At 63.5% G+C, this 13,181-nt stretch carries 15 protein-coding genes; 5 read left to right on the top strand and 10 right to left on the bottom strand.

The features are described 5' to 3' along the window. Positions 1-162 precede the first annotated feature (162 nt). Positions 163-1,392 (top strand): phosphoglycerate dehydrogenase, encoded by a 1,230-nt coding sequence (gene serA / locus D906_RS06675; RefSeq protein ID WP_016712564.1) that lies wholly within the window; start codon positions 163-165, stop codon positions 1,390-1,392. A gap of 47 nt (positions 1,393-1,439) precedes the next feature. On the opposite strand, the gene D906_RS06670 is transcribed toward serA, so the two are convergent. After that, on the bottom strand, positions 1,440-1,916 hold the full coding sequence (locus D906_RS06670; RefSeq protein WP_016712565.1) for a DUF4399 domain-containing protein: 477 nt from the start codon (positions 1,914-1,916) through the stop codon (positions 1,440-1,442). Positions 1,917-2,139: 223 nt separating this feature from the next. On the opposite strand from D906_RS06670, the gene D906_RS06665 reads away from it, so the two are divergent. Next, a complete protein-coding gene (locus D906_RS06665) occupies positions 2,140-2,628 on the top strand; it encodes a transporter substrate-binding domain-containing protein (protein ID WP_019097323.1) in 489 nt (162 codons plus the stop codon). Between the two features lie 61 nt (positions 2,629-2,689). Here the strand turns inward: D906_RS06665 and D906_RS06660 are convergent, their stop codons facing one another. Both D906_RS06660 and D906_RS06655 read right to left on the bottom strand, forming a co-directional pair. After that, positions 2,690-3,193, bottom strand: coding sequence for a DUF523 domain-containing protein (locus tag D906_RS06660; protein WP_025752198.1), 504 nt, complete (start codon positions 3,191-3,193; stop codon positions 2,690-2,692). Continuing rightward, positions 3,180-3,812, bottom strand: coding sequence for a 2OG-Fe(II) oxygenase (locus tag D906_RS06655; protein ID WP_027614829.1), 633 nt, complete (start codon positions 3,810-3,812; stop codon positions 3,180-3,182). The genes D906_RS06660 and D906_RS06655 overlap by 14 nt, the downstream gene beginning before the upstream one ends. Before the next feature lie 113 nt (positions 3,813-3,925). On the opposite strand from D906_RS06655, the gene D906_RS06650 reads away from it, so the two are divergent. Further along, positions 3,926-4,678, top strand: a complete 753-nt coding sequence (locus D906_RS06650; RefSeq protein WP_019097325.1) for a DUF2059 domain-containing protein — start codon at positions 3,926-3,928, stop codon at positions 4,676-4,678. Here D906_RS06650 and D906_RS06645 read toward each other — a convergent pair whose 3' ends face one another. After that, the gene (locus D906_RS06645; RefSeq protein ID WP_027614828.1) at positions 4,679-5,605 is read right to left on the bottom strand and encodes an alpha/beta hydrolase; all 927 of its coding nucleotides are present in this window, start codon (positions 5,603-5,605) and stop codon (positions 4,679-4,681) included. It abuts the gene before it with no gap. Positions 5,606-5,729: 124 nt separating this feature from the next. On the opposite strand from D906_RS06645, the gene D906_RS06640 reads away from it, so the two are divergent. Continuing rightward, complete coding sequence (locus tag D906_RS06640; protein ID WP_027614827.1) at positions 5,730-6,299, top strand: DUF6436 domain-containing protein; 570 nt, start codon at positions 5,730-5,732, stop codon at positions 6,297-6,299. Here the strand turns inward: D906_RS06640 and D906_RS06635 are convergent. Continuing rightward, complete coding sequence (locus D906_RS06635; RefSeq protein WP_027614826.1) at positions 6,278-6,844, bottom strand: sugar O-acetyltransferase; 567 nt, start codon at positions 6,842-6,844, stop codon at positions 6,278-6,280. The two genes, D906_RS06640 and D906_RS06635, sit on opposite strands and share 22 nt — an antisense overlap. Before the next feature lie 86 nt (positions 6,845-6,930). Here D906_RS06635 and D906_RS06630 point away from each other — a divergent pair, with 86 nt between their 5' ends. Further along, the gene (locus D906_RS06630; protein ID WP_027614825.1) at positions 6,931-9,294 is read left to right on the top strand and encodes a penicillin acylase family protein; all 2,364 of its coding nucleotides are present in this window, start codon (positions 6,931-6,933) and stop codon (positions 9,292-9,294) included. Between the two features lie 72 nt (positions 9,295-9,366). Here the strand turns inward: D906_RS06630 and D906_RS06625 are convergent, their stop codons facing one another. The 5 genes from D906_RS06625 to D906_RS06605 all read right to left on the bottom strand — a co-directional run bounded on the left by D906_RS06625 (position 9,367) and on the right by D906_RS06605 (position 13,168). Continuing rightward, a complete protein-coding gene (locus D906_RS06625) occupies positions 9,367-10,152 on the bottom strand; it encodes a MetQ/NlpA family ABC transporter substrate-binding protein (RefSeq protein ID WP_019097332.1) in 786 nt (261 codons plus the stop codon). Positions 10,153-10,327: 175 nt separating this feature from the next. Next, positions 10,328-11,158: a sigma 54-interacting transcriptional regulator gene (locus tag D906_RS06620; RefSeq protein WP_025752184.1), complete on the bottom strand. Its 831-nt coding sequence runs from the start codon at positions 11,156-11,158 to the stop codon at positions 10,328-10,330. A 57-nt stretch (positions 11,159-11,215) separates the two neighbouring features. After that, a complete protein-coding gene (locus tag D906_RS06615; RefSeq protein WP_019097334.1) occupies positions 11,216-11,797 on the bottom strand; it encodes an alpha/beta hydrolase in 582 nt (193 codons plus the stop codon). A 248-nt stretch (positions 11,798-12,045) separates the two neighbouring features. After that, the gene (locus D906_RS06610) at positions 12,046-12,447 is read right to left on the bottom strand and encodes a biopolymer transporter ExbD (protein WP_016712576.1); all 402 of its coding nucleotides are present in this window, start codon (positions 12,445-12,447) and stop codon (positions 12,046-12,048) included. Between the two features lies 1 nt (position 12,448). Continuing rightward, complete coding sequence (locus D906_RS06605; protein WP_016712577.1) at positions 12,449-13,168, bottom strand: MotA/TolQ/ExbB proton channel family protein; 720 nt, start codon at positions 13,166-13,168, stop codon at positions 12,449-12,451. Between the last annotated feature and the right edge of the window lie 13 nt (positions 13,169-13,181).

Genomic DNA, 13,181 nt, shown 5'->3' with positions numbered 1-13,181 from the left:
TCTCGACTTATTCATAGTCACCCTGAGCACTCTTCACCTGTCGGGATAAGCTCAGATTGTGTCGCGTATGCTAGCATAGCCCTCCCGCTGTTCATGCTAAGGCTGCCCTCGCGCCTGGCATCACCCCTCGCCATTTTTTCTCCGGGATACAGGTTTACGCAGATGAGCAAGACTTCTCTCGACAAGAGCAAGATCCGGTTCCTTCTTCTTGAAGGTGTGCACCAGAACGCAGTCGATACCCTCAAGGCTGCCGGCTACACCAACATCGAATACCTCACTGGTTCGTTGCCGGAAGCCGAGCTGAAGGAAAAGATCGCCGACGCCCACTTCATCGGCATCCGTTCGCGCACCCAGCTCACCGAAGAGATCTTCGACTGCGCCAAGAAACTGGTCGCTGTTGGCTGCTTCTGCATCGGCACCAACCAGGTAGACCTGGAAGCGGCCCGCGAGCGCGGTATCGCAGTGTTCAACGCGCCGTACTCCAACACCCGCTCGGTGGCCGAGCTGGTGCTGGCCGAAGCCATCCTGCTGCTGCGCGGCATCCCTGAGAAAAACGCCTCCTGCCACCGTGGCGGCTGGATCAAGAGCGCGGCCAACTCGTTCGAAATCCGTGGCAAGAAGCTGGGCATCGTCGGCTACGGTTCGATCGGCACCCAGCTGTCGGTCCTGGCCGAGAACCTGGGTATGCAGGTGTACTTCTTCGACCCGCTGACCAAGCTGCCACTGGGCAACGCCGTGCAGGTCACCAGCCTGAACGAGCTGCTGGGCCTGGCCGACATCGTTTCGCTGCACGTGCCTGAGCTGCCATCCACCCAGTGGATGATCGGCGAGAAGGAAATCCGCTCGATGAAGAAGGGCGCGATCCTGATCAACGCCGCCCGTGGCACCGTGGTTGAACTGGACCATCTGGCCGCCGCCATCAAGGACAAGCACCTGATCGGCGCCGCCATCGACGTGTTCCCGGTCGAGCCACGCTCCAACGACGAAGAGTTCGAAAGCCCGCTGCGCGGCCTGGACAACGTGATCCTGACCCCGCACATCGGTGGTTCCACCGCCGAAGCCCAGGCCAACATCGGCCTGGAAGTGGCCGAGAAGCTGGTCAAGTACAGCGACAACGGTACCTCGGTGTCCTCGGTCAACTTCCCGGAAGTGGCCCTGCCGGCGCACCCCGGCAAGCACCGTCTGCTGCACATCCACGAAAACATCCCGGGCGTGCTCAGCGAGATCAACAAGGTGTTCGCCGAGAACGGTATCAACATCTCCGGTCAGTTCCTGCAGACCAACGAGAAAGTCGGTTACGTGGTAATCGACGTTGACGCCGAGTACTCCGACCTGGCGCAAGAGAAACTGCAACAGGTCAAAGGCACCATCCGCTCCCGCGTCCTGTTCTAAGTTCGCTTGCTGCATGAAAAAGGGAGGCCCTGGTGGCCTCCCTTTTTTTATTTCACTTCAACCGTGATCTTCTTCGACTCGACGCTCGGCTTGAACGGCACGTGATACTGGTCACCCAGAATCAATTGCAGGGTGTGCTTGCCCGGCGTCAGGGTAATGCTGGTCTCGGTCTGCGCCTTGCCGAAGTGCAGCACCTGCGGGCCCGCCGGCAGCGCGGTGCCGGCTTCCGGCATCAGGCTGGTTGGCAGCGGCATGTCAGCCACGGGTTCTTTATCCACATCCACCAGCAAGTGGTGGTGCCCGGTGTGCGGGGTCTGGTCACCCGCTGGCTTGAGTGCCATGCCCTCAATGCCGAACTTGACGGTGAAGGTCTTGTCGACCGTGGCGCCATCGGCGGGGGAAACGATGAAGACCTTGGCCTCCTTGGGCGGCTCCTGGCTCTTCAGGGCATCTGCGGCACTGGCGAATACCGACGCTCCCATCAGCAGACCGGCAACGGCAGCACGCGAAAATAGGCTGTTCATTCACTTCTCCTGTGATTCACTTATTGACCGCAGCCTGGGATCCAACGGCAGCGGTAGTTCACCTTAGTTGAAATATTCGCCAAGGTGTTCACATTGCCTGACAGAAATATTTCCGTCAGGGTTAAACAATGCCGAGGCTTCAAGGTCATAGGCTGCGTTCGATCACGGCGAGGAAGAAAGCCGTGGCGAAAGTTATTCATCTGCTAAAAGAAAAGGGGCATTCATGCGTTCGACCATAGGGGTACTGCTGGCAGTACTGATCAGTCCATTGGCCCAGGCGGAGCTGATAGACGAAGTCGCCGACCGGGGCGAACTGCGCATTGCAGTGCGGGCTGACAACTCACCGTACGCCTTCAAGCAAGACGATCACCTGACGGGGTTCGACATCGAATTTGGCCAGGACCTGGCCCGGGAACTGGACTTGCGCGCCGAGTTCGTCGAGGTCCCGGCCGCCGAAGTGCTGAGCGGTGTCGAGAGTGGCAAATATGACATTGCACTCACCCCATCGACCGATGCGCCAAAGGGCGACGGCCCACTCGATGTAAGCCTGCCGATTGGCGAAAAGAAGCGGGTGATTCCGTTCCAGAAGGACAACCCGGCGTTCGAGAGCGCGGTGAATAATGCGCTGCAACGGCTGAAAGACAGTGGCCGCACTGCCGAGCTTGAGCAGAAGTGGTTCAAGGGTGTGCAGGAGACTGCGGCCGGGCAGTAAGGTTTTTTACAGCCAGTACCGGCCTCTTCGCGGGTTTACCCGCGAAGAGGCCGGTACTGGCTTAAACTGAAAGCCCAGCCAGCGCCTGCTGCGCCTGTTCCAGCTCCAGCTCGCTGAACACCCGCACCCCCGCCCGCCGCAGCAACGCCGTGGTCACCCCTTCCCCCGCCACCTTCACACCAGTGAACGTGCCGTCATAGGTCAACCGGTTACCACACGATGGGCTACCCGACTTCAGCACTGCCACACGAATGCCATGCCGCTGCACCAGTACCAGCGCCAACTGCGCCCCGGCCAGAAACGCGGCACTGACATCCTCACCCGTCACCGTCAGCACCTGCGCCTCGCCATCAAGCACCTCGCCACCCTGTCCACCCGGAATCTCCGCAGGCGGACGCGGCGTCGGCAATCCACCTGCCACCTCCGGGCACAACGGCACTACGCGCCCTTCTGCCTGCCATTGCTGCAACAAGTCAGGATGGCCACTGGCCCGGCCGTCATAGCGCACCGGTTGCCCCAGCAGGCAAGCGCTGACCAGTACCTTGGGCAAATCAGAACGGGTCATTGCCACGGCGCCGGAACCAGCCCGTCAACGACAGCCGTTCTCGCCCGGCCGGCAGCACTTCGTGGGGCACCTCGCCCGACAGGAACACCACCAGGCAACCCGCCACAGGCTCAACGTCGTGCTCGACGCCATCGGCCAGGAACATGCGCAACTGGCCCCCGTCCTCAGATTGCCAGCCTTCATTCAGGTACAGCACGGCCGACACCATGCGCCGGTCATCGTCGCGGAAGCGGTCCAGGTGCCGGCGATAGAACGCCCCCGGTGGGTACAAGGCAAAATGGCACTCGAAATCCTCCAGGCCCAGGAACAGGCCCTGGTTGATGACCAGGCGCAACTGGTCCATGGCCGCCAGGTACTGGTCGCAGGCCTCGGCCTGCCCGGGGTCGATCCACTGGATGTGGTCGCCGCGGATGGCCTCGCGCACCTCCTGGGCAACCCCGCGCCCAACCGCTGCCGGGTTAAGCTCGCCTTCGGCATCACGGCGTCGGCATTCGGCCGCCAGCGCACGCACCAGGTCGGCAGGCAAAAACAGCGCCTGCTGGGACCAGCCATGGGTGGCCAGATCGTCGACGACGGCCGCAAGCATCGGGTGTTCGGGGGAGTTGTGCATGGCGCGCATCATATCCATTCGCCATGCCGGCGCACAGCGCCACTTGGCCGAGAAATACGCGGATATCTCGACAAACCGGCGCCGGGCCAAGGACAATAGCCACCTGCCGACAGGAGTCCTGAATGCGCCGTCTGTTTTCCCTGATTCTGCTGATGATCTGCACCATGCCTGTCTGGGCAGACAACCTGGATCAACTGTACAAGGCCGCCGGCTGGCCCGACCAGCGCGCCCACTTCAACGATGCTCTCACCGCCGCCCAGGCGCGCTACCGCAACAGTTTGCCCCCCGCCGTGTACCAGGCGCTGGTCAACAACAGCAACCAGCGCTTCCAGGCCCAGGCGGTGGACCGTCGCGCCCAGGCGCAGCTGCGGGCCACCCTGGCCAATCCGGCACCTGCCTTGGCCTTCTTCCAGTCGCCGCTGGGGCGCAAGGTGGTGGCAGCCGAGCTGAAGGCCACCCGCAAGGACGAACTGGCCAAGAATGCCAAAGGCCTGCCCAAGATCCAGGCCAGCGACGACCGCCTGCTGGTCATCGGCCACTTGGCGCAAGCCCTGCCAGCGCGTGAGGCCGGTGCCGAAGTCAGCCTGGCCATTGCTGGCGTGGCGGCCGACAGCCTCAGCTCGATGATCCCTGGCCTGTTCGGCGGCGGCCAGGCACAGGGCCTGCTCGACGGCCAGCGCCAGCGCCTGATGAACCAGATCGGCGAAGACCTCAACAACACCTTGCTGTATGTCTATCGCGACCTGTCCGATGCCGAGCTGGAAGCGTTCGCCACCTTTGCCGAATCACCCGACGGCAAAGCCTACTACCAGGCAGCGCTGGCGGCTGTGCGTGCGGGCCTGGCGGTTGGCCAGAGCAGCAACGACCTGAAGTGATCAGCCCAGGCGCTGGTCGATGAAGTCGAAGTAGCGTTGGCGAATGCCTGGCAGCTCGTTGGCCAGGTGGTGACGGGCCTCGGGTAGCATCAATATCTGTGGGTCGGCAAACTTGGCCTTGAGCACTTCGAGGTTGTAGGGCCAATCCACCGTGCCGTCGGCCTCCCCCTGCACGATCAACGGCCGCCGCGGACTGTGCGGCGCGGCTTCGATGCGTTTGACCCAGGCGATCAGTGCGCCCACCCAGGCGGTTGGCAGGCGACGCGGTTGCAGCGGGTCGGCCTCGAGGAACGGCAGGAAGGCCGGGTCATTGGTGTTTTCGCTAAAGCGCCGTTCGATGCCGTTCACGAAGTGACGCAGCACGCGATAGCTCAACTTCGACCAGCGCCAGGAACAAGGTCGCACCAGCGGTGCCAAAAGGATGACCTGGCCATCGATGGGGCTGTGTGCCCCCTGATGCAGCAGGTGGTCAACGGCGATGGCGCCACCGGTGCTTTGCCCGCAAAGGTGCCAGGGGCGCGGCAGCTGCAGCGTGCGCGCCTGTTCGAACAACGCCTCCAGCACCTGCTGATACACCGAAAAATCACTGATGCTGGCCCGCTCGCCACTGGACAGGCCGTGGCCGGGCAGGTCACAGCTGATCACAGCAAAACCCTGCGTGAGCGCCCAGTCGATCACATGCCGATACAGGCCCATGTGATCGTAGTAGCCGTGCAGCAGGAACAACGTCGCGGTCGGCTGCTCAGGTAGCCACACCTGCCCGACCAGGTCGAACCCCGCCGCCTGAAAGCCGCCCAGCCAGCTCTGGGCTGACACGTTCAGGCCATAGAAGCGCTGGTAGTCCTGCGCCTCGACCGACAACGGCTGGCGAGCGGTCAACGGCAAAAGGCTGTGGCGCAGGTGATCGGGGTGAAAAGCAACAGGCATCGGGTACATCCACGGCGAAGCAAGTATTGATCTGGGATATTCAGCTCTGGCCGGCGTCGTGGCAAGCTTGCTCACCTCGAACAACCAGCACCGATCTAATTGTGGGAGCGGCCACCTACTCTTCATGAATAGCCAAATCATAAAACCGCTGTGCATGGTAGTCGCCTTGTTAGCTGGCGCCGCCATCCTCTGGCAGGCCTACACCACCTTCCAGGCCCGCTACCTGCGCCCGTTCGACAACCAGACCACGCTGTTCGACGGCAGCCAACTGCAACTGCCACCCGAGCTGGCCGGCCCTGGCCCGATCCGCGTGGTGCACTTCTGGGACCCGGCCTGCCCCTGCAACGTCGGCAACCAGCAACACCTGGGCGACCTGGTCAGCCAGTTCGCAGCCCAGGGCGTGACCTTCCATGTGCTGCAAAAGCCCGGTAGCCATGGCCAGCTGCCCGCCAACCTCACCGCCCTCAAGCCCATCGCCAGCCTGCCCGGTAGCGAGCACCTGCCCGCCTCCCCGGCCGTGGCCATCTGGGATCGGCAAGGTCGCCTCGCTTACTTCGGCCCTTACAGCGAAGGCGCGGTGTGCAACGCCAGCAACAGCTTCGTCGAGCCCATCCTCAAGGCACTGCTCGACGGCCGCCGGGTGACCGCATCCAACACACTGGCGGTGGGCTGCTACTGCCCTTGGGCTGGCTGACGTACCCGCGCCGGGTTGCCCACCACCGTCGCCCCCGCTGGCACATTTCGGGTCACCACGCTACCCGCGCCGACCACGGCGTTATCGCCAATCGTCACCCCTGGCAGGATGATCGCCGCACCGCCGATCCACACGTTGTTGCCGATGGTCACCGCCCGCCCACTCTCCAGCCCGCTGCGCCGTACTGCTGGGTCGAGCGGGTGGTCGGCGGTGTAGATCTGCACGTTGGGGCCGATCTGGCAGTCGTCGCCGATGCGCACCGGCATCACGTCGAGGATCACGCAGTTGAAGTTCATGAAGGTGTTGCGGCCAACGCTGATGTTGTAGCCGTAGTCGCAATAGAACGGCGGGCGAATCACCGCGCCTTCGCCCACCTGGCCGAAATGCTCCAGCAACAGCCCATGGCGTGCGTCGTTGAGCAAGTCGACGCTGCTGTTGTAGCGGTGCATCCAGTGCTTGTTGGCGATCTGCTCGGCCTGCAGTTCGGGGCAGCCAGCGTGGTAGAGCTGGCCTGTAAGCATCTTCTGTTTTTCGCTGAGTGACATGGAATTTCCTTCCCGGGGCTATGCTCTGTTCGCGAATCCGCCGATGATCGAACCACATTTTCTGCTTTGACGCACAAGGAGCTTGCATGAAGCGCAGCCTGACCCTGTTGGCCGTGGTGGTTGCCGTGGCCGCCGGCGCCGGTTACTGGTACGTGCAGGGCAAGCTGCCGCAGCGCGAGGGCCAGGTGGCCCTGGCTGGCTTGCAGGCGCCAGTCAGCGTGCGCTACGACGCCCGCGGTGTGCCGCACCTGCAGGCGCAAAACGAGGCAGACCTGTACCGCGCCCTGGGCTACGTGCATGCCCAGGACCGGCTGTTCCAGATGGAAATACTGCGCCGCCTGGCCCGAGGTGAACTGGCCGAGGTGCTGGGCGACAAGCTGCTGCCCACCGATACCTTGTTCCGCAGCCTGCGCATTCGCGAACAGGCCGCACTGATGGCCAAGCGTCAGGACCGCCAGTCACCTGCCTGGCAGGCCCTGCAAGCTTACCTCGACGGGGTCAACGGCTGGCAAGCCAGCCATCCCAAGCCCGTGGAGTTCGACCTGCTGGGTATCACCCCTCGCCCGTTTACCGCCGAAGATACCCTGAGCATTGCCGGTTACCTCGCTTACAGCTTCGCCGCTGCGTTTCGCACCGAGCCCGCACTGACCTACATACGCGACCAGCTTGGCCCCGACTACCTGAACATCTTCGACCTCGGCTGGAAACCCGAGGGGGCGCTGGGCACGCCACTGGCCGCTGCGGACTGGCAAAGCCTGGAAGCCCTAGCCCGCCTCAGCCACCAGGCGCTGGGTGAGGCGGGCATCCCGCAGTTTGAAGGCAGCAACGCCTGGGCGGTGGCCGGCAACCATACCCGCAGCGGCAAACCGCTGCTGGCTGGCGACCCGCACATCGGTTTCGCAGTGCCGGCGGTGTGGTACGAGGCCGAACTCTCGGCACCCGGGTTCAACCTGTATGGCTACTTCCAGGCGCTCAACCCCTTTGCCCTGCTTGGTCACAACCGCGACTTCGGCTGGAGCCTGACCATGTTCCAGAACGATGACGTCGACCTGATCGCCGAGCGCACCAACCCGGCCGACGCCAACCAGGTGATGGTCGAAGGCAAATGGCAGGCGCTGGAAAAGACCGAGCAGCAGATCGCGGTCAAAGGCGAAGCACCGGTCACACTCAGCCTGCGCCGCTCGCCACATGGCCCGATCGTCAACGACGTGCTGGGCGCTACTGCCGGGCCTACGCCCATCGCCATGTGGTGGGCGTTCCTGGAAACCGAAAACCCGATCCTCGAAGGTTTCTACCAGCTCAACCGTGCCGACACACTGGGCAAGATGCGCGAGGCTGCCGCCAAGGTCCATGCACCAGGCCTTAACTTTGTCTGGGCCAATGCCCGAGGTGACATCGGCTGGTGGGCGGCGGCAAAGCTCCCGATACGCCCCGACGGCGTCGACCCGGCGTTCATCCTCGACGGCGCCAGCGCGCAGGCCGACAAGCTCGGGTTCTACCCCTTCAACGTCAACCCGCAGCAAGAGAACCCGGCGCGCGGCTATATCGTCTCGGCCAACTACCAGCCGCCAGCAGGGCTGCCCATACCGGGTTACTACAACCTGCCCGACCGAGGCCGCCAGCTCGACCGCCACCTGGCTAACCCCGAGGTGAAATGGGATACCCAGAACAGCCAGGCCCTGCAACTGGACACCGCCAGCGACCACGGCCCGCGCACCCTTGCACCGCTGCTGGCAACCCTGCGCGCAGTGGCGGACGGAGACGAAGAGAAGGAACTGATCGAACAGCTCGCCGCCTGGCGCGGCGACTACCCGCTGGATTCGACCAGCGCCACGCTGTTCAACCAGTTCCTCTACGAACTGGCCTTCGCGGCCCTGCACGACGAACTGGGCGAAACCTGGTTCCCGGTACTGATCAGCACCCGCGCCATCGACGCTGCCTTGCCACGCCTGGCGGCGGACGCCGACTCCCCTTGGTGGAACACCCGAGGTGGCAACCAGCGTACCGACCGTACCGCCATCGTACGCCTGGCCTGGCAGCGCAGCCTGAAGCACCTGCGCGATACCTTGGGTAGCGACCCGGCCAGCTGGCAATGGGGCAAGGCCCATACCCTGACCCACAACCACCCTCTTGGGGTGAAAAAGCCGCTGAACCTGCTGTTCAACGTTGGGCCGTTCGCCGCGCCCGGTACCCATGAGGTGCCGAACAACCTTTCTGCGAAGATCGGCCCGGCGCCATGGCCGGTGACCTATGGGCCTTCAACGCGGCGGCTGATCGATTTTGCCGATGCCGGGCAGGCGCTGACCAGCAACCCGGTCGGGCAGAGTGGCGTGCCGTTTGACCGGCATTACTCGGATCAGGCCGAAGGGTATGTGCAGGGGCAGTACCAGAAGACGCAGATGGGGATGATTCCGGCACAGAGTACATTGCGGTTGGTGCCAGGGCCGTAAGGGCTGCTAGCAGCACAAAAAAAAGCCGACGCAAAGGCGTCGGCGTTGGTCATCCCAGGTACTTCGACCGCATCAGAACGCCGGCAGCACAGCACCTTGATACTTCTTGGCGATGAATGCCTTCACCTCGGGGCTGGTCAGGGCCTTGGCCAGTTTCTGGATGGCCTCGCTGTCCTTGTTGTCCGGGCGGGCAACCAGGAAGTTCACGTACGGCGAGTCGGCGCCTTCGATCACCAGCGCATCCTTGGCCGGGTTCAGGCCAGCTTCCAGGGCGTAGTTGGTGTTGATCATGTCCAGGTCGACCTGGTCCAGCACACGCGGCAGCATGGCCGATTCAAGCTCGCGGAACTTCAGCTTCTTCGGGTTCTCGGCAATGTCCTTGGGGGTGGCCAGCGCGTTTTTCGGGTCTTTCAGGGTAATCAGGCCAGCCTTCTGCAGCAGGATCAGGGCGCGGCCGCTGTTGCTGCCTTCGTTAGGGATGGCAACGGTAGCGCCTTCCTTCAGCTCGGACAGGTTCTTGATCTTCTTCGAATAACCACCGAACGGCTCAACGTGCACGCCGATCACGGTTTCCAGGTGGGTGCCTTTACCTTCGTTGAAGCTCTTCAGGTACGGCAGGGTCTGGAAGTAGTTGGCGTCCAGGCGCTTCTGGTCAACCTGCACGTTCGGCTGCACGTAGTCGGTGAAGACCTTGATCTGCAGGTCCACACCTTCTTTGGCCAGGGTCGGCTTGATCAGCTCGAGGATTTCGGCGTGCGGTACCGGGGTTGCGGCAACTACCAGTTTCTCGGCGGCGGCAGCCAGGCCGGCGAACGACAGGGCAGCGGCCAGGGCAGTGGTCAGCAGGGTCTTCTTCATGGTGGTCCTTGTTCTGGTTCTGGGCCATCGACGATGGCGAATTGGGTGCCCAACCGGTTCACCAGCGGGCGTGAGGCGGACAATAGCTGGATTTTTTATGCCGCAACAATACCTTTTACTTAGCTGCTTATTCCAAAAACAAATCGCCATCAGCCACTTTGCTTATGAGCGATGTCTAGCGCGCGGGGTTGGGCAGGTCCAGGTCCTCTGGCTGCAGCTCTTCGCCGTCATTGACCAGCAAGGCGAAGTGGATGACGTTCTCCAGTTCACGGGTGTTGCCGGGCCAGGGATGCGCCTCCAGCACCTGCTGCGCCGCCTCGCTCACCAGCGCCACAGGCCGCTGCAGCCGCACGCTGTAGATGCCCACGAAGTACTCGGCCAATGGCAGGATATCGCCCGGCCGTTCGCGCAGCGGCGGCAGCTCCAGCGCCCCCTCGCGCAGGTACTGGTACAGGCGCTCGTTGAAGCGCCCCGCACGCACCACCCGCGCCAGATCGATGCTGGTCGCGGCCACCAGCCGCACATCCACCGGCTGCGGCTGCTGCGCGCCCACCCGGGTGACTTCGCGGTTTTCCAGGGCGGCCAGCAGCTTGCCCTGGATGGCCAGCGGCAAGTCGGCGATCTCGTCCAGGTACAACGTGCCGCCATTGGCCGAGCCGAACCAGCCGGCGCGGCTGCTGGCCGTGCCACCCTGGCTGCCGGCGCTGTAGCCGAACAGTTCGGCATCGGCGTAGGTGGGGCTGATGGCCGCGCAGTTGACCGACACGAACAAACCACTGCGGTCGCTGGCACGATGGATCTGCCGTGCCAGCAACTCCTTGCCGGTGCCGGTTTCGCCACGGATCAGCACGGGCAAGGGTTGCGGCGCCAGGCGCTCAAGGTCTTCGCGCAGTTGCTGCGAACGCGGGTCGATGAACACCAGCGCCTTGGCGCGGATGCTCAGCGGGCTCTTGTCCAGCTCGGGAAAGGTCAGCAGCGGCTGGCCAAACGGGTTTTGAAAAGTCATGACAAACTCCCGCCCCAGGCCTTCATTGGCCGGGCGTCAGGTAAGCGTTAAAGGCGATCAGGCGCGGCGCAGTGCGCGCTGCTCAACCCGGCTTTGCAAGCGGTACAAGTAGGCGAAGCCTTGCTCCCAGCGCTCATGGCCGGACTTGACGTTGATGTGCCCGGCGTTGCTCAGCAACCCCGCCTCGGCGCCCCAGGCCTGGGCCAGGTACAGCGCCCGTGGCACGTTCACGGCCGGGTCGTTGTCCGAACTGACCACCTGGCTGGGGAACGGCAGTGCGTCGGTCGGGATCGGCGCAAAGTTGCGCAAGGCTGGCGCGCAGGTGGGCCGCTCGACGTCCGCTGGTGCCACCAACAGCGCGCCACGCACACGTCGCAGCAAGGCCGGGCTGGCCTGCGCAGCCCAATGGGCGACGGTGATGCAGCCCAGGCTGTGGGCAATCAGGATCACCGGCGACTCTTCGGCAACAATCGCCTGCTCCAGTGCCTGCACCCAGTCCTGGCGCTGCGGGGTCAGCCAGTCGTGCTGCTCCACCCTGGCACTGTTGGGCAGGGTGCGCTGCCAGTGACTTTGCCAATGGTTGTCTGGCGATCCTTGCCAGCCCGGCACAATCAGGTAGCGAATCGACTCATTGCGCATGGGGACGCCTCCAGTAAGTTTGCGTGCTTGGAGACCAGTATAGGGAGGGAGTTATATTCGTAAAGGAATAAGAAGCTATTTATTAATAACCTAAATGTACACCTTGAGAGAATTGTCGGCTGTGAGACCGAGCGCCGCGCGGGCGGCGCTCGACCTCACAGGCGCTGGACCTGTCACGGCAAAAAAAGGGCCACCCCCTGCCAAGAGATGTGGCCCATAAGCACTTGCCTGAAGAGGTTTGGCGGGTATCAGCGTGCGGTAATCACCGCCAGCTTGCTGATGCCTGCACGTTCGATGGCTGCCATGGCCCGCGCCACTTCGCCGTAGTTAACGCCGTCATCGGCCTGCAGCTGCACGCGCACGTCTGCGTCCTTGTCCTTGGCGGCCTTGAGGCTGGTTTCCAGCAGGTCGGGCTGGATCTGGTCCTTGTTGATGAACAACTTGCCTTCACCGTCGATGCTGACCACCAGCGGGTCCTTCTGCTCTACCGGGGCCACGGCCTCGGTCTTGGGCAGGTTGATGGGGATGGCGTTGGTCAGCAGCGGCGCGGTGACGATGAACACCACCAGCAGCACCAGCATGACGTCCACCAGCGGCGTGACGTTGATTTCACTGAGGACTTCGTCGCTGTCCTGGGTCGAAAAGGCCATGTCAGGACGCCTCCTTCACGGGCTGGGTGAAACCGGCCTGTGGCTTGTGCACGGCGGGGTGCACCAGCACGCGGAAGGCACTCTTCTGCGCCAGGCTGTAGAAGTCGTGGGCAAAGTCGTCGAGGTCGGCAGCGGTGAGCTTGAGGCGGCGCAGGAAGTAGTTGTAAACCAGCACCGCCGGTACGGCGACGGCAATACCGACACCGGTTGCCACCAAGGCCGCACCGATTGGGCCCGCCACGGTTTCCAGGCTGGCAGAGCCGGCCGCGCTGATGCCTTTGAGCGCTTCCATGATGCCCCACACAGTGCCGAACAGGCCGATGAAGGGCGAGGTGCTGCCGATACTGGCGACCACCGCCAGGCCGGTTTCCAGCGAGCGGCGCTCACGCACGATCTGCTGACGCAGGGCGCGCTCCAGGCGGTCCTGGTGGTTGATGGCGTGGCTCAGGTCATTGGCCTGAGTGTCGCCGACGGCAATCGCGGCGTAGCCAGACTGGGCAACGCGGGCAGCCGGGCCGGGCAGCTCGTGGCTGAGCTCGGCGGCCGAGTCCAGGCTGGAGGCCGCCCAGAACTGCTGGTGGAAGCGTTTGTCCTGGTTCTTCAACCGCACGAACTGCGCGACCTTGACCAGGGCCAGGCCCCACGTGACGACAGAGAAACCAACCAGCAGCCAGATGACTGCGCTTTCAACGGATTCGAGGGGGGATGCCAGCAGGCTCATGATGATGTCTTCC

This window comes from Pseudomonas sp. LAIL14HWK12:I1 (assembly GCF_003202095.1).
Lineage (GTDB): Bacteria > Pseudomonadota > Gammaproteobacteria > Pseudomonadales > Pseudomonadaceae > Aquipseudomonas > Aquipseudomonas monteilii.
This window is presented reverse-complemented; position numbering and strand designations above follow the sequence as displayed.